This window comes from Claveliimonas bilis (genome assembly GCF_030296775.1).
GTDB lineage: Bacteria > Bacillota > Clostridia > Lachnospirales > Lachnospiraceae > Claveliimonas > Claveliimonas bilis.
On the sequence record NZ_AP027742.1, the window covers coordinates 2,207,867 to 2,223,701 of the forward strand.

Genomic DNA, 15,835 nt, shown 5'->3' on the forward strand with positions numbered 1-15,835 from the left:
AAAGAATCTCGAGATCTCTTTCCTTTGCCGGGCCCAAGAATTAAAATAAGGGTTGTACATCGTTGAAAAGGCAAAGGAGTGGTCTAAAATGGATATCGGAAATATAGGAATGATGCTGCTTGTAATTATCGGAGGATGTACCGGACTTCTGACGACAGTTGTCATCACGCTGGGAATCCCCATTGTAGTAATCTGGAAAATCATCCGCCGCATTACAAAGGGTATTCCGATCACAAAATAGAGGCATTCTGCCCCTGTAACCTTACATATCATCCCACGGATTTTTACTTGCAAATCCAAAAAACAAATGTTATAATCAAACCGCTTAAGCGAGCAGTGCATGTCACGTAAGTCCAGTTGACAGCCTGCTCGTTTATTTTTTTGCAAGAACAAAGAGTTCCCTTGCGGAACTCTCGCGCCGAGCGCGGTCGCTTTAGCGGCAACTTCCACTTCTCGCGAGTGCGCATCCCGCGGAGCGTTTTATTTAATAGGAAAGAAATTTCCTATTAAATAAAAAAACAATTAATTCCGGCAGAAACAGTTCGCTTTTATATTCACTATAGTCCTCAAACTGTCTCTTCATCCTCCCCTGCAGCGTCGGCATATCGCTGCTGTCATTTGCAAATCCCCCATCCGGTATCCCGGAATGATGTCCTGCAATGCAATATTCCATCATCAGCGCCATAGGACCAGTTGTATAATTCTCACAGGCAGCCAAGGCTCCACAGGTAGAATGCTCTACCCGGATATTGGCACCATTGATCCTTTTCGTAAAAGATTCCTGGTATTTCCCTACATCATGAAGCAGCCCTATTACAAACAAAAAGTCTTTCAATTCAGGAATAGAAAATTTCCGACATAACTCAGCCGTATTCTCACAGTGAACTTTTACTGTTTGTATCGAACCTGTAAACTCATTTCTGTGAGCTACATATTTTTCCAAACTACCCCTTCTTTCGTATAATTACATATGTTTTCACACTAACAAATAAATTTACAAAGCATTGATTCGTCCCATCATTTGTTCTATATTAAATTAATCCTTTAATTTATAATATCATAGCCCCTATCTTTTTCTTACAACTTAAATATTGGGATTTGGCTCAATAACTACTAATTTGAATCCCGGTTCCCAGTAATTAATTTCGGTTTTATATACCGATATCTTTCTTTTCCTACATATATCTATAATTTCTTTTTGATTATTTCTTTCACACTGTGCCCCCAAAATTACAGCTTTCGGTCGTACTTTCATATAACTAAGATTAGACGAATTTTCCAAATTAATATGTCTTGGAATCACACGCCATTCCCTTTCATATGACCAATCCTGTGACTTTTCTAATAAAGTTGTTCGAAGTTTTTCTACAGACAAATGACACTGTGGTGGGGTTACATCTCCTAAAGTTTTCATTCGATACGCTCTAACATATTCTTCTAATTCTTCTGTAAGATCAATTTGTTGTTCAACATAATTTACTGGTCTCAATAATGGTTTTTTTTTGATAACTGTATTATCCGCAGTAAAATTATCAGCATTAGCAATAGCGTCTCTATCATAGATAATAGCAAATCCTTTATGATTGTCTGCATAATGTGACCACATCAACATTGATAAATAATCTTCTGAAAAACATATAATTCTAGCATTATTTCTAAGGGACTCTTTTAATTCTTTTGCCGCATTATGTATAGACTGAAAAAAACTCTCTAAAAAATCATCTTTTTTATTACCATACCACATAGCAATGCCAAAAGAAGCTAAAAATTTATCTTTTTCCTTTAAACACTTAAGATAATTTTCCATTCCTATATTAAGATTTTCCGCGACATCATCTAATATTCTAAAATAGTTTGCATATAAAAGTGTATCAAACGGATCATTAAAATTAATAGGTGTCGAATAGTAAAGACGATCTTTTTTCAAATTTTCAATATTCTGTAAAATACAGGTTCTATATCTAGTTAACGTGTTTTCCTTTAGCAAAGAAGCCATCGTAAAATCATATTTTTTAAAATCAGGTGGCATTTGATTATTATTCATAATAAATATTCCTTTCACCCAAAATCTACTGTTAATGGAACACCATGTTTTATATACCGAAAAAGGACTGCGAAATCAACATCTTATTTTTATAATTTCAGCAATTCTACTACACCATTTTCTTTCAAAATGACGATTTTTGACGCTCCCAGACAAAAAGTAAGAACCCGCAAAAACCTTGTAAAATAAGGCTTTACGGGCTCTGACGCCACAGGACAAAACCACCCCAAACGAGCCAAGAGGTGAGTACTAATTTTTTTAATAATATTTTTGGAGAATTAATTCTTCTTGACCAGATCCACTCTCATCTTTAACTTTTTTTTACAGATCTCTTCATTCGCCCTTTTCTGACTTCCGCCGTTTGAGTTTTATCCCTGCTTTTCGAACAGTGCAAACACTGTCTTCACGAATTCATCCTCGTTCATCTTGCTTTCCACATATTCATCAAAAGCTTCTTCATCAATTTTCTGTCCGTTGACCACCTGATGGTACTCTGGATAATTCTGCTCCACTTCCTTTCTGGTAATCACATAACTGCTGCCGCTGAAGTTATACCGTATATATTCCAAATTCCTAATCAGGGCAAATGCGGAAACTGAATTGTAAATCAGTCCTTTTTCTGTATAGAGATCTTCATTTCCATACCAGTCTGTTGTATGGTAATCGATGGTTGCGCCACAGTTCTCCGAATCAATCTCAAATACATATCCACGCTCTGACAGAGGCAGCGCATGGAATAAATTCCCGATATTGCTGTTGTCTCCGATGTAATTACTCTGATACCGGATAATCTGCCTTATCCCGCATTTATCCCGGTTAAAGGGGCTGACCGGAACTGTATCCACGCCATACTCCTTTTTTGTATCAATAATAAAATACTCATTCGGCGTATCTGCATTAATCTGAAACACATGATAAAACAAGTTGCGGTATTCTATGATCTTCCCTTTGGTAAAATAAGTTATAGTCGAATACCGGTAACCAGGCGGGCGTTTATATTCTGATACGCCCACAAAGTCAGCCGCTATAAAACTCCCGATCAGCAGCAGAAATGCACCGGCACCGACCAGTATTCTCTTCAGCAAGGACATGGCTCTTAATTCCCGGAAAATCCCGGCTGTTATCAGAAGACATCCGAGGATGGAATAGATTTCTCCCCAACTGCTTTCCGGTTCGAATATAGAAAATGAGAATATACAGATCAGGATTCCTACGATCATGATACAAACAGATATCTTCTTATGTTCATTTTTGATTTTCTTTACACTGTAGTCAATAGCGCTGATCAAATTCTTTTCTGCACGGGCGGCACTCTCTTCCTCCCTGATCTCTTCTCCGGCCAGAAGCTCATTCAGCGTGATCTCCAGTTCCTTACTTAGCGGTTCCAGCATCGACAAGTCCGGCATATAGTTTCCATTCTCCCAGCGCGATATGGTCTTATTGGTGACGCCAAGTCTCTCCCCCAGCTGTTCCTGGGTCAGTCCTTTCTTCTTGCGATTGACGGCGATGAACGCCCCAATCTTCTTACTGTCCATATCTTCAACTCCTTTCCAGACATATCTTATCCTTTCCGCCAAAAAACGTACACCCCACAGATAGCGAATCCCGCAATATTCCATGATTTCTGATATCATACTATAAAAACACCATTGGAATCCACCCTCAAAAGGTATTGATTTCAATGGTGTTTCTTTTACCGCATGGGCACCATATCATTTGTGCGCCTCACAAAATTTTACCGGTTTGTTCCTTTCAGCTATTTTCGAATATATGCCCTGTCTTTTTCGGAGATTCTTTCTTCATCTGAAAGGTACCTTTCCACCCTCATATGGAGATCATACTTCTCTCGAAGTTCAGCAATCCTTTCCATCATGGGCGATGCATGATGCCGGTCAATGGCTTCCTGACCTTTCCAGCTGTCAATCAACAGGACGGTTTCCGGATCCTCCAGAGGGATGAAGTACTCATAACGAAGATTCCCTTCTTCATTGCGGATCATTTCAACCATCCCGCTCTTTGTCATTTCTTCTGCAAATTTTCTCGCATTTCCCTTTTCTCCCGTATAATATAAATTTACTGTTATACTCATTTCTTCTGCACCTCGCCCTCTTCTTTCTTCTGCAACATGGACAGATAAGAAGTTCTTATGGTGTCTTTCTGTTCATACCCCAGTTCCTTCATAACTGCTTCAATCTCTTTCAGGCAGGCTGGCCTCTGCTCCTCTCCCTGACCTATGATCTCCAGTTCCAGATAATTTCCCAGGCCTTCTACCCGATCTACGGCCACGGTAACTCTTCCTCTGGTATAGGTGAAACGTGTCTTTCTGACAGCGCATGGTACAGGCAGGAATGTAAGCTCTTCCAGGATCCGCTCTAGAATCTCCGGTGTTTCCAGATGCATCTCCAGCTCCATTCTGGAGACGGATACCTGATCTAGTTTCGGACCTTTGCAGTTGAATTCTGCCCTGGTTTTTCCCGTATCCAAATCTGTTACCCGGCGAATCCGAAGAGCTTTGTCATGTTCCCTCAAATCATAATGTGCGCTGTTATAATACACGTCCTCTTCCCGGCATGTACCCGCCAGGCAGAATCCATCTTGTTCCAGACGCTTTATAGTGTCTTCCAGACTGCACACCGGTATCTTCACTTCCACTTCCACCGGTGTGTATTCATTCCTCATTTCTATCTTAACCTCCGTTTTGTTATTCATCAGGCCCCTCTAATAATATTCAAATAATCATCTTCCACTTCTAAAATTGTAGCCCCTTCGTTTATATCTGCTTTTTATTGATGAACTGAGTCAGTACCAGAATATCCCCCGGTTGGATTACTGTGCTTCCATCCGGAATAATCGTTTGAATCCCTCTCTTTATCAAAATTACACGGTTGGATTTTTCGCGAAAGCTCTGTGACAGAGGCCTGTTGGCATATTGCTTTCCACGCTCTACTACAACCTCACGAAGTGCCAGTTTTGCCCGATCCTCAAAGCTTCGAGCCGCAAGCACAAGCAAATCTCCCACTTCCAGCCTGGTATCACCGTTCGGAATGACAATTTCATGATTCCGCACAATCATAGCAACCAGCAGATCAGCTGGAAACTGCAGATCAACAAGTGTTTTCCCGCACCAGGCATGACCTGCATCAATCCGAAGTTTTATAAAACTGATATCACTATCTTCCTGATAATCGTTGAAGGTACTGCCCACATCTGCCGTCAGGTCAATCATAGCAAGCTTTTTCGCTACTGCCGGAAGCAAAGTCCCCTGGATGGAGATAGATAACAATACCATACAGAATACAAGATTGTAGAGATTGTATGTTGTTTCCACGCCAGCAAGGACCACGGAAATCGCAAATACGATTGACGCCGCACCTCGAAGTCCGGACCAGGATACCAGCGCAATCTGTCTAAGTTTTGCCCTGAACGGAACTAACAGTGCTGTACAAACTACCGGTCTTGCAACCAATGTTAAAAATACCATCAGAATAACCGCCGGCACAATGACAGACGGAAGCTTTACAGGAGTTACAAGCAAACCAAGTAAAAAGAAAATCTGCACCTGTGCCACATGTGTCAACACATCAAAAAAATGTACCAGATATTTCTTTTTAGGAAGATTGGAGTTTCCAATCCAGATTCCGCATAAATACACACTCAGATAGCCATTTCCATTTAGCTGTGCCGGAATGGTATAGGCAAGGAACATAACCGCCAGTAGGAAAATGGTATGGCTTTGCTGCGAAGGAAGAAGCTGCCGATGAAGCAGCTTTACCGCCAGATACCCCATCAAAATCCCGCAAAAAACTCCAATAATGATTTGCTGTGCCAATAAAAGCGGAACCAAAACAGACTCTCCGCTCAGAAACGCAATAGCAACCGTAGTAAGCATGTAGGACATGGGGGCGTTGGAACCGGACTCCACCTCCAGCAAAGAGTCTGTGTGATATTTCAAAGCCAGATTCTGTGAACGTAAGATGTTAAAAACCGAAGCCGCATCTGTTGAAGAAATAACGGAGCCGATCAGAAAACATTCCAGCCAGGGAAGGTTTAATGCAAAATGTGCAAACATTGCTACCACTCCGGCGGTTCCTATAACACCAAGTGTCGATAACAGAATGGAGGGAGCCAGTACCGGACGGGCTGTCAGAATATTAGTCCCAAACCCGCCATAAAACATAATAAAAATCAGGCAGATGGAACAAATTACATTAACCACTCCATAATTGTCAAATGGAATTTTCAGAACTCCGTTTTCCCCAAAAAACATGCCCAGTGCAATAAAAATCAACAGCGATGGGACAGGAATTTTCTCTAGCAACTGATTCAGCAGAATACAGATCAAAATCACAACTCCCATCAACAATAAAGGTTCATTCAAACAATCACCACTTCCCTCAAATCTATTATTGATATATAAAGTTACTAAATTTTTGACTGAATATTGCCAGATAATGGCAAAAGATTATTGTTTTTAGAAAGATGGATTTATTATAACAAAAAGTATTCTACATGTCCATGGTTGCAGTTCCTGCAATAACCGGGTATATTTACTATGTGAACCATCTGATTTTATCCTATCAGCAAATTTTCTAAGAGGCTCTTTGCATCTTCAAATACATAAGATATCAAAATATTACTATTTTCCATATCCTTCTTGGAAGTCGCACCACTTAGTAGTAATGCGCCTTCCACTCCTGCATTTTGTGCACATACCATGTCAGTATCAATGCGGTCACCGACGACAATCGCTTCTTCAGAATTACAGCCTGTCTTCTTTAAGCATAACTCTACAATATCAGGTGCCGGTTTTCCTATATATCTTGGTTTTCTTCCTGTAACACATTCAATCATTTTGCAGATTGAACCACAATCCGGAATAACTCCACAATCTGTAGGACAGCTCAAATCCATATTAGTTGCATAAAATAAAACATTTTCATCCTGTAGCAAGCGGCAGGCATCCGCAAGTTTTTGAAAAGTCATAGTTTTATCCAAGCAGATTAATACGCAGTCAATATCTTCTTCATAATGATCTACAATATGTAATCCTCTTTTTGCAAACTCTTCTGTCAATTCAGAACTTGCCATAAGAAAAATTTTCTTATCAAATAAATTTTTTTTGAAATATTCTGCCGTTAAAACGCCTGCCGTCATAAACATTTCTTCAGATACTGCTATCCCCCATTGTTCAAAATACGCAACATAATCCTGCTGGCTTCTTGTAGAATTATTCGTTATAAAAAATATAGTTTTTTTCTTTTCCACTAGATAATCCAGTAATTCTCTTGCACCGTTTATCAATTGATTTCCTAAAGCTATTGTACCATCGATATCAAATAGGAAAAGTTTCTTTTTTTGCAACATATTTCATTTTTCCTTTTTATTTACATTTACCTCATTCATGTGAATGCTCATAAGCATTGGAATTTCTTTTGGATATCCGATTGATTTCCCATTTTCTTTTTTGAACAAATGAATTTTCTCTGGATTTAGGTTGATATAGACATTTTTACCACACTGTGGAACCATATCTTCACACAATGCAATCAACTCTATTCCCTCTACCTCAAGATAAACACCATATCGATTTCCGTAATCTTCCACATATTTTACTGTCGCACACAAAGTATCTTGTTCTTGCTTATCACTGAATATCAAATGTTCGGGTCTAATACCTAATAATAGGTTCTCCGTCTCAGCACATAGTATTTGTTTGCACCAAATTTCCGGTATATGAACACTTTGTTTTCCTATCCATAATTTCCCTGATCCATATTTCGCATCCACAATATTCATAGATGGAGATCCAATAAATTTTGCTGTAAAGATATTTGCCGGACGGTTATAAATCACCGATGGATGATCTATCATCTGTAGTTCTCCTTTGTTCAACAATGCAATTCTGTGCCCCACAGTCATGGCCTCAATCTGATCATGAGTCACATAAACCAGAGTCTGGTGATATCTCTCATGTATTTTCACCAGCTCTTTTCTTGCATGAAGTCTTAATTGCGCATCCAGATTAGACAACGGTTCATCTAATAGAAAATATGGGGAACGTTTTACCACCGCTCTCGCCAATGCCACTCGTTGCCTTTGTCCACCAGATAACTGCTTGGGTGTTCTTTGGGCATATTCTACTAAATCAAGCATTTCTAATGCTTCATCTAACCTTTTTTTAATTTCACCTTTTTCAATTTTATGGGCTTTTAAACCATATGTAATATTCTGGGCCACAGTCATATGTGGATACAAAGCATAGTTTTGGAACACCATTGCCACATTTCTTTCGCCGCACGGTACATCATTTACTCGTTTTCCTGACATATATAAGTTACCTGAATTAATATCTTCCAACCCTGCTATAATTCTTAATGTTGTAGATTTTCCGCATCCAGATGGTCCCAGAAGAATAATCCTTTCTCCATCTTTTATTTGCAGATTAAAATCTTTTATTACATAATTTTTACCGTAACATTTATCTACCTGCTCGAATATAATCTCTTTAGTATTCTTGTTATTCATTCCTTATCCCAAACCTTCCTATCCTTTAATGCCAGACATTGCAAACGTATTAATAATGTATCTTTGAAAAATCAGATATAATATCAGAGGAATTATCATCGTCATAACAGACACCGCCATGGCTAGAGAAAAATTTGTCCCACCTTCTGCACTGACAAACATTTGCAGCGCTAAGGATAAGGTATAGTTTTCTTTACTCTTTAGAATTAAAACCGGCCATACATATTCATTCCAAGAATTAATAAAAAAGATAATCCCTGTTGAAATAACTGCCGGACGAGCCAATGGCAATACAATGTCTTTCAATATCTTGAAATTTCCAATATTATCTAATTTTGCAACTTCAACTAGTGACTTATTGATGCCTCTCATTGCCTGCCTCAACATAAAAATTCCCAACACATCTGCAAACTGTGGCAACATAACACCCCAAATGGAATCTGACAATCCTAATTTTGAAATCAATAAATAATTAGGAATCATGGTAACAGTAAACGGTATAAACATTGTGCTCAGCATGATAAAATATATCAGCGTTTTCCCTTTAAATGTAAAATAGACAAATGCATATGCCGCCAGCAAGCTCGTAATCGTTTTAAGGCATGTCACTATTATTGCAATCACAAATGTATTCACTGTAATTTGAACAAATGGTAATTTTTCAAAAACTTGAAAATAGTTTTCTATTGTAGGGTTTTGAGGTATCAAACTCATTACTGTATTAACAGCTTCTTGATTTGTCTTAAATGAGTTGCAGATTGCAAATACAATTGGGAAAAGAGATGTAATTACCATAATTCCCAAAAGGATATGCCAAGGAATTTGCAAGTCTTTTATCTTGTGTCTAGTTTTCATAGTAAACTCCTTTCTCTACAAATCGAAATTCTAAAACAAGAAGCAGCATAAAAATAATCACTGTAATGACCGCCACAGCGGAGCTTGAACCCGTTCGATACAGAGTAAACGCCTCATGATACGCCATATATATCAAATTTGAGCTGGCATAATTAGGTCCACCCTGGGTAATGACTTTTATAGGTGTATAAACGTACTGCAGCCCCTGTACAATAGTATATATGAATACGTAAATTCCTGTTGCAGAACTCATCGGAATAATGATATCCTTGAAAATCTTAAGTGTAGAAACACCATCCAATTTAGCAGCTTCAATCACTTCCTGCGATACTCCAGATACCCCTGCTAAAATAACTATAAAATTGTATCCAAATGCTTTCCACGAAGTAATAATACATAATACTGCAATCACCCAGCCTTCCGTTTTAGACCACACAGGAATGGTTATTCCAAAATTATTACATATAATTGCTATAGGTCCAGACACTGGATTTAATATCCATGTGTATAAAATAGATCCGACCACAAGTGATATTACACTTGGAAGAAAAAATATGGCTTTATAGAAGTTTTTCCCCTTCTTAATAATCACTGACAATATAAATGATAAAATGTATGGTATCACCATATTAGCAATTAATAATATAAGAATATATACTAATGTATTTTGTAGAATTTTCCATGTATTTGAATCTGTAAATAAAGTAATATAATTATTTAAACCAACAAATTCTTTTGTAGAACTCACAAGATTCCAATCAAAAAAGCTTAAATATATCGTCTGTGCCATGGGATAAAACATAAAAATCCCAAATGCTAAAATCGATGGAATTAAAAAAAGATACCCCAGACCTTTTTGTTTTATTTTTTTCATAACGCTCTCCAATCATTGTATCTGCCTGCTAATTATCCAAAGACAGATTTCTCAAGTCTATTCAAATCTCATTTTATTAATAATTTCCGAGTTTTTCTCAATTCTTTTTGTAGTCTGCTCATATCTGGAAATTCCAAGACAAGTACAAAGAGCATCCATTACTGCAATATGACTAATTCTAGATGATACTGCCTCCATGACTCCTTCAGAAGCTGAAGAACAAATTACAAGTGAAATATCCGCGACATCTAAAATAGGACTCCTTACAAAACTTGTCAGCGCAATTACTTTTGCGCCATTTTCTTTCGCCAAACGCAAGGTCTCTATCGTTTCCTTTGTTCTTCCGGTATGAGAAACTCCCAAAACTACACAATTCTCATCCAGCATACTGGCGGCTATCTTCGCTTCATATGGATCTGTAAAACAAAAAACAGGATATCCAATTCGATACAAACGCATGTACGCATCATGCACAATTGTAGAAGATGTATACATTCCACAAAAAATAATTTTATTTGCATTTCGTATACATTCCACGGCCTCACCAAATTTTTTATGATTTATGAAATCTCGAGTTTCGCTTAACACTTGTATACTTGCCCCTAAGACCTTGTCTAATATTTCTGCCGTACTGTCATCCTTTTTTACATTCCCAAACGGAAGAACCGGTTTTTCCTTTGGACGGCATGCCAAATTGAGTTTCAATTCTCCAAATCCACCCAAATGCAGTATTTTACAAAATCTCACAATGCTGGATTCTGCAACTTCAAGATTTTTTGCCAACTCCGATATTGAAAGTGTTACCACTTCCTCTGAATTTTCCAAAATGTAATCCGCAATTTTTTTTTCTACACGATGAAAACTAGGATACATACTTTGTATTAACAAAATACAATTTTCTGCTTTCTGCATTTTTTTACTCCTTTTTATCCAATACTTCTTTCAAAATCTCCTTTGGTATTTGGTAAACCTCCTTAGTTCCACATATGCAATTTTCTACTTTCATCCCATCATTGTCCATTATACAAGAAAGATAGCCACTTCTTTCCTGCTCTGAAATACCTTTCTCAATATAATCAAACCCACATGCAGATGATTCTACTGTAAATTGGCAAATCTGTTTTTCTATCTTCATACTGTTCCTATGTACATGACCACAAAAAATACCTTTTACATTTGAACGTGACAAAAATTTCTGTAATCTTTTTCCATTTTTTCCTATTTGAAGCAAATAATCATCCCAAAAAAGCGGGTGATGCACGAAAACAACTATTTTGTCCTTTTTATCGTAAATCCGTTCCAGCCATTCTATCTGAATGTCATCAATTTCACCCACTCCATGTTCCCTGTCTGCGCTATCTAACACAACAATCTTCCATTCTCGTATCTGATAAAAATAATAGTACCTTCCATGAGTTAGCTTCTGCTCAAATACATTGCAAAACGCTTCTTTATTGTCATGATTTCCAAGCGCCAGTAAAACCGGCACCTGGATTCTTGACTCATCCAAAATCTTTTTAAACTGGTGATAGTCAACTTCTTCTCCTTCATGAACTAAATCACCGCTTATCACAATAAAATCAAGGGGTTGGCTTTGAACGACAGACAATATTTTTCTAAGCTTTTCATCCGGAGATAATAATGAAGTGAACATGCCGCTCAATAATCCTACACTGTAATCTTTTCTTATATGCGTATCTGATAATTGTGCAAAATGAAGTTGACTCATTATTTTCCTTCTTTCTATTCCATAATCTGATTAATGGAATCTTGTGTTTCTTTCATTTCCTTCTCTATGTCTACGGTTCCGCTTAATATCTGATCTCTCATATCAATTAACATTTGTTCTGCTTCCAGACCTGCATCACCTGGAAAAGATGCCCATGAAGCAACACCGTTCATTTGATCTGCCGCCGCTGTAAACATAGGGTGCTCTTCTACAAAATCTTTTAATCCGTTTTCTGCCTCAATTACATTATTTCTCGGAGGAACATAACCGGTTCCCTCGGTCCATTTTGCCATTGATTCAACAGAGTACAGATATTTTTCAAACTCCCATGCTGCCTTTTGTTCTTCTTCGTCTTGCGCAGTAATAGCTAGGAAGCATCCTCCTGCAGGTACAACTCGATCTTTCCCTTCCCACACGGGTGAACTTACTGCTCTGACATCAAACTGTGCCGTATCTTCTATCGTTGCCATATATGCTATCGTAGTATGCAACATAGCAACTTCTCCATTAATAAATGCCTGAAATCCTTCTTCCCAGCTTGCGTGCAATGCTTCCTGGTCAGATACCATATCAGCATACATCGTATATGCTTCAACCCCTTCTTCAGAAGCAAAAGAAGCTTTATATTTCCCGTCTTCTTCTGAAATAATCTGTGCGCCATTACTTTCCAACAATGCTTGTTGATTCCAACTATCAGGTCCTTCACGCATATACAGGCCATACTTACCTGTGCTTTCTTTTATTTTACTTGAAAATTCTTCCACTTCTTCCCATGTTTCGGGTCCCTCTTCTGGAAGCCCCGCTTCCTTTAATATATCAGCATTGTAGAACAAAACCGGTGTACTTAAAGAATAAGGCATTCCCACCTGCTCACCATCACTATTTTGCGCCAATTCTAAAATATTAGCATTGAAATTATCTGTAATAAAACTACTATCTTCCGGGAAAAATTCATCAATTATATTCTGTGGTGAAACATAATCAAAATTACTCGAGAAATAATTCAAATAAGTCCATCCTATCTGTACTACAGCCGGCGCATTACCTGCTGCTGTTTCAGCCTGCAAATTCTGCATTAATCCTTTATATTCCTCTGGATTGTATCGCGCTACTACTTCAATTTCATTATTAGATTCATTAAATTCCTTTACTAATTCATCAACCGTTTTTCCACCTACAGTTTCCGAATTAATATGCCAATACTCAATTACTGTTTTGTCTTCATTGTTTTTGGTATTCTCTGCCTCTCCTTCTCCTGCAATACCACAGCCTCCTAACATTCCCATCGTCAAACCACATGATAATACAACTGCTACTCCTCTTAATTTCTTTTTTCTCATGTTCTTCCTCCTTGTTTTTATTCACTTAACAAAGAACTTATTTCATTTTCTTATCATATCCGCGGAACTAAGTTCATTTTTATAATACCATGTGCCTTATCACCCAACTATCATCATTCAGTAAATCATATGTAAAGTTTTTGTAAGAAACATACATGTATGCGAATCATTCTTTGACGCTTTCATCCATAAAAAAGTGTCTTCGACACTTCAACTCCCCCGCCCCTCAATCTTGAGGGGATTAGGGGTTTCTTTTTGTGTCTTTTCCCTTCATAATAGTCTTATGAATATCTTACAGAAGATTTTTACAGACCATTTTGAAGAAATGCTCTATATCCAACATCCTCGTGACTCTGTCATCGAAAATGTAGAAAAAATGATCCATTACGGCGATCCCTCTTTTGGTGGCACCATGTATGCCTGCCCTTCCTGCGGTAATCTTAAGTTTCTCCCTTTTCGCTGTCACTCCCGCTTCTGTCCTTCCTGCGGTAACATGTATTCCATTGACAGGACTACCTCGATGTCTTTTAAAATCATCCATGTCCAGCATCTCCATTGTGTGTTTACCATTGCCAGAGAACTCCGTCCTCTGTTCCTGCAGGACCGTTCGCTCTTAAATTGCCTCTTTTCTGCTGTCAACCGCGTCGTCTCCCGTATGTTCCTCAAAGATAACTATGCTGAACGCTTTACTCCTGGTTTTATCTGTGTCCTTCATACCTTTGGCAGGGATCTGAAATGGAATCCTCATATCCATTGTCTCGTTTCCGAAGGCGGCGTTGGCCTCTCTCTGCGCTGGCGCCACAAAAAGCACTTCAACTACAAACTCCTGCGGGATTCTTTCCAGACCGTTCTTCTCAACGAATTACATTCCAGGATCGGTGACCCTTTTAAAAAGCTTAAGGCTTCTGTCTATGCCGATCACAAAAATGGTTTTTACGTCCGGGCCTTACCCAACAAATGTAATCCATCTCACGTGATCAAGTACATTGGCCGTTATCTCGGACGCCCTGTGATCGCAACCTCCCGCATTGATTCTTATGATGGCGAATTTGTTACCTTTCATTATCATCGGCATGAAGATGAAAAACTGGTCTCTGAAACCATCCCGGTCCTTGATTTCATAGCCAGGCTTACCCAGCATATCCCGGAAAAACATTTCAAAATGATCCGTTACTATGGCATCTATGCCAGGCACCGTAAATCTGACAAATACCTCCGCCGGGCTATTTCAAGAGAAAAGCATAAGATATTTCTTTCTTTTAACCGTTGGCGGGATTCCATCCTGCATTCCTTCGGATATGATCCTTTAAAGTGTCCTTCCTGTGGTACGACCATGCTTTTTCTTGAATTATATTTCAACCACAGACCGGTTCCTTTGCATGAATTATACGAAAAGGTTATGCGAAAGCATCGGTGCCGGGCTCCTGCCTCTTTTTCTTTTCTTCCATCGTCTCCTTCTGCGTGATACAATCAATATATCTGATACAGAAATGGAGGCGGACAATATCAAACGAATTACTGAGGCAGAACTTGCAAAGGAACTTCGGGAACAGTATATAAAAAATCCTCCAGAAGGTATGACCTCTGATGAAATCCGTGATATGAGCGACGATGACCTTTTGGACATGGATTATTTCTTACACGAATTTGACGATCTGGATGATGACGGTTTTGGCGAAGAAGGTTTTTATATTTTCTAAAACAAAATCGTCTGTTTCCTATGCCCGCCTTTGTGCGGGCTAGTTTCATTCAAGAGTTCAGCAAAAGTTGAACTTTCCTATAAAGGAACAAAGAGTTCCCTTGCGGAACTCTCGCGCCGAGCGCGGTCGCTTTAGCGGCAACTTCCACTTCTCGCGAGTGCGCATCCCGCGGAGCGTTTTATTTAATAGGAAAGAAATTTCCTATTAAATAAAAAAACAATAGAATGTGAGGTTATGCACATGCCAAAAAATCGTTTTCAGGAAATCATTTTTACTTTACTGATGTCTTTCTTTATGGTACTTGCGATGGAAATTTATAATACCGCTCTCCTTCAGGGAGGCATGTCTAATTCCTGCTTTATCCATGCACTGTCGGAACTTCCTTTTATGATTCCTTTGTGCTTTGCAACCAGCTATTTTCTGATGGATCGGATTGCTTCCGGAATTGCGTTTCGTATGGCGGATCCAAAGAGGGATCATCCTGTACTTGTCACTCTTGTGCGCGCTGGCGTCACTGTATGCTTTATGTGTCCTTCCATGAGTCTGTGGGCAACCCTCATCTTTAAGCAAGCTGGAGTGCAGATTGCAGCAGTGTGGCTTCAGACAGTAGCCATCAATTTTCCCATGGCGCTTTGCTGGCAGATTTTTTTCTGCGGTCCGCTTGTCAGATTTCTGTTCCGCCTGATCTTCCGCCGGCAGCTTCAGGAATGTACTCTGTAAAGAGAGGAAATTATTTCGTGATTTTCTTTCCTAACCCTGCTATAATAT

17 protein-coding genes are annotated in these 15,835 nt (G+C 38.7%); 4 read left to right on the forward strand and 13 right to left on the reverse strand.

Annotation, left to right across the window (positions count from 1 at the left end; genetic code table 11):
* Positions 1–88 precede the first annotated feature (88 nt).
* Positions 89–241, forward strand: coding sequence for a hypothetical protein (locus tag R2J37_RS10790; RefSeq protein ID WP_230105693.1), 153 nt, complete (start codon positions 89–91; stop codon positions 239–241).
* 243 nt (positions 242–484) lie between these two features.
* On the opposite strand, the gene R2J37_RS10795 is transcribed toward R2J37_RS10790, so the two are convergent.
* The 13 genes from R2J37_RS10795 to R2J37_RS10855 form a co-directional block, all read right to left on the reverse strand.
* Positions 485–943 (reverse strand): CRISPR-associated endonuclease Cas3'', encoded by a 459-nt coding sequence (locus R2J37_RS10795; protein WP_230105692.1) that lies wholly within the window; start codon positions 941–943, stop codon positions 485–487.
* 141 nt (positions 944–1,084) lie between these two features.
* Positions 1,085–2,044 (reverse strand): DUF2971 domain-containing protein, encoded by a 960-nt coding sequence (locus R2J37_RS10800; RefSeq protein ID WP_316264972.1) that lies wholly within the window; start codon positions 2,042–2,044, stop codon positions 1,085–1,087.
* A 368-nt stretch (positions 2,045–2,412) separates the two neighbouring features.
* Positions 2,413–3,579 carry a helix-turn-helix domain-containing protein gene (locus tag R2J37_RS10805; protein ID WP_316264973.1) on the reverse strand — a complete coding sequence of 389 codons (1,167 nt, stop codon included), beginning with the start codon at positions 3,577–3,579 and terminating at the stop codon, positions 2,413–2,415.
* A 221-nt stretch (positions 3,580–3,800) separates the two neighbouring features.
* On the reverse strand, positions 3,801–4,133 hold the full coding sequence (locus R2J37_RS10810; RefSeq protein ID WP_230105689.1) for an antibiotic biosynthesis monooxygenase family protein: 333 nt from the start codon (positions 4,131–4,133) through the stop codon (positions 3,801–3,803).
* Positions 4,130–4,753: a class IV adenylate cyclase gene (gene cyaB, locus R2J37_RS10815; protein WP_230105688.1), complete on the reverse strand. Its 624-nt coding sequence runs from the start codon at positions 4,751–4,753 to the stop codon at positions 4,130–4,132. The genes R2J37_RS10810 and cyaB overlap by 4 nt, the downstream gene beginning before the upstream one ends.
* Positions 4,754–4,814: 61 nt before the next feature.
* Positions 4,815–6,422 (reverse strand): potassium/proton antiporter, encoded by a 1,608-nt coding sequence (locus tag R2J37_RS10820; protein ID WP_316264975.1) that lies wholly within the window; start codon positions 6,420–6,422, stop codon positions 4,815–4,817.
* 191 nt (positions 6,423–6,613) lie between these two features.
* Positions 6,614–7,408, reverse strand: coding sequence for an HAD-IIA family hydrolase (locus R2J37_RS10825; protein ID WP_230105686.1), 795 nt, complete (start codon positions 7,406–7,408; stop codon positions 6,614–6,616).
* 3 nt (positions 7,409–7,411) lie between these two features.
* A complete protein-coding gene (locus R2J37_RS10830; RefSeq protein ID WP_230105685.1) occupies positions 7,412–8,569 on the reverse strand; it encodes an ABC transporter ATP-binding protein in 1,158 nt (385 codons plus the stop codon).
* Between the two features lie 18 nt (positions 8,570–8,587).
* The gene (locus tag R2J37_RS10835) at positions 8,588–9,424 is read right to left on the reverse strand and encodes a carbohydrate ABC transporter permease (RefSeq protein ID WP_230105684.1); all 837 of its coding nucleotides are present in this window, start codon (positions 9,422–9,424) and stop codon (positions 8,588–8,590) included.
* Entirely contained in the window at positions 9,414–10,298 is an 885-nt protein-coding gene (locus R2J37_RS10840; RefSeq protein ID WP_230105683.1) for a carbohydrate ABC transporter permease, read from the reverse strand. Before R2J37_RS10840 ends, R2J37_RS10835 begins: the two co-directional genes overlap by 11 nt.
* Before the next feature lie 57 nt (positions 10,299–10,355).
* Positions 10,356–11,210: a MurR/RpiR family transcriptional regulator gene (locus R2J37_RS10845; RefSeq protein ID WP_316264976.1), complete on the reverse strand. Its 855-nt coding sequence runs from the start codon at positions 11,208–11,210 to the stop codon at positions 10,356–10,358.
* 4 nt (positions 11,211–11,214) lie between these two features.
* The gene (locus R2J37_RS10850; protein WP_230105681.1) at positions 11,215–12,027 is read right to left on the reverse strand and encodes a metallophosphoesterase family protein; all 813 of its coding nucleotides are present in this window, start codon (positions 12,025–12,027) and stop codon (positions 11,215–11,217) included.
* A gap of 14 nt (positions 12,028–12,041) precedes the next feature.
* Positions 12,042–13,367: an ABC transporter substrate-binding protein gene (locus tag R2J37_RS10855; RefSeq protein ID WP_316264978.1), complete on the reverse strand. Its 1,326-nt coding sequence runs from the start codon at positions 13,365–13,367 to the stop codon at positions 12,042–12,044.
* Between the two features lie 283 nt (positions 13,368–13,650).
* On the opposite strand from R2J37_RS10855, the gene R2J37_RS10860 reads away from it, so the two are divergent.
* From R2J37_RS10860 to R2J37_RS10870, 3 genes are all read left to right on the forward strand, one after another.
* Positions 13,651–14,832 carry an IS91 family transposase gene (locus R2J37_RS10860; RefSeq protein ID WP_465221512.1) on the forward strand — a complete coding sequence of 394 codons (1,182 nt, stop codon included), beginning with the start codon at positions 13,651–13,653 and terminating at the stop codon, positions 14,830–14,832.
* A 25-nt stretch (positions 14,833–14,857) separates the two neighbouring features.
* The gene (locus tag R2J37_RS10865) at positions 14,858–15,067 is read left to right on the forward strand and encodes a hypothetical protein (protein WP_230105678.1); all 210 of its coding nucleotides are present in this window, start codon (positions 14,858–14,860) and stop codon (positions 15,065–15,067) included.
* Between the two features lie 240 nt (positions 15,068–15,307).
* Entirely contained in the window at positions 15,308–15,787 is a 480-nt protein-coding gene (locus tag R2J37_RS10870; protein WP_316264979.1) for a DUF2798 domain-containing protein, read from the forward strand.
* Positions 15,788–15,835 lie beyond the last annotated feature (48 nt).

Excerpts from the sequence above, each read along its gene's own strand:
- R2J37_RS10825 (WP_230105686.1), bottom strand. The coding sequence starts at position 7,408 with ATGTTGCAAAAAAAGAAACTTTTCCTATTTGATATCGATGGTACAATA.
- R2J37_RS10850 (WP_230105681.1), bottom strand. The coding sequence starts at position 12,027 with ATGAGTCAACTTCATTTTGCACAATTATCAGATACGCATATAAGAAAA.
- R2J37_RS10800 (WP_316264972.1), bottom strand. The coding sequence starts at position 2,044 with ATGAATAATAATCAAATGCCACCTGATTTTAAAAAATATGATTTTACG.
- R2J37_RS10810 (WP_230105689.1), bottom strand. The coding sequence starts at position 4,133 with ATGAGTATAACAGTAAATTTATATTATACGGGAGAAAAGGGAAATGCG.
- R2J37_RS10790 (WP_230105693.1), top strand. The coding sequence starts at position 89 with ATGGATATCGGAAATATAGGAATGATGCTGCTTGTAATTATCGGAGGA.
- R2J37_RS10840 (WP_230105683.1), bottom strand. The coding sequence starts at position 10,298 with ATGAAAAAAATAAAACAAAAAGGTCTGGGGTATCTTTTTTTAATTCCA.
- R2J37_RS10835 (WP_230105684.1), bottom strand. The coding sequence starts at position 9,424 with ATGAAAACTAGACACAAGATAAAAGACTTGCAAATTCCTTGGCATATC.
- R2J37_RS10855 (WP_316264978.1), bottom strand. The coding sequence starts at position 13,367 with ATGAGAAAAAAGAAATTAAGAGGAGTAGCAGTTGTATTATCATGTGGT.
- R2J37_RS10845 (WP_316264976.1), bottom strand. The coding sequence starts at position 11,210 with ATGCAGAAAGCAGAAAATTGTATTTTGTTAATACAAAGTATGTATCCT.
- R2J37_RS10805 (WP_316264973.1), bottom strand. The coding sequence starts at position 3,579 with ATGGACAGTAAGAAGATTGGGGCGTTCATCGCCGTCAATCGCAAGAAG.
- R2J37_RS10830 (WP_230105685.1), bottom strand. The coding sequence starts at position 8,569 with ATGAATAACAAGAATACTAAAGAGATTATATTCGAGCAGGTAGATAAA.
- cyaB (WP_230105688.1), bottom strand. The coding sequence starts at position 4,753 with ATGAATAACAAAACGGAGGTTAAGATAGAAATGAGGAATGAATACACA.
- R2J37_RS10860 (WP_465221512.1), top strand. The coding sequence starts at position 13,651 with ATGAATATCTTACAGAAGATTTTTACAGACCATTTTGAAGAAATGCTC.
- R2J37_RS10865 (WP_230105678.1), top strand. The coding sequence starts at position 14,858 with ATGGAGGCGGACAATATCAAACGAATTACTGAGGCAGAACTTGCAAAG.
- R2J37_RS10870 (WP_316264979.1), top strand. The coding sequence starts at position 15,308 with ATGCCAAAAAATCGTTTTCAGGAAATCATTTTTACTTTACTGATGTCT.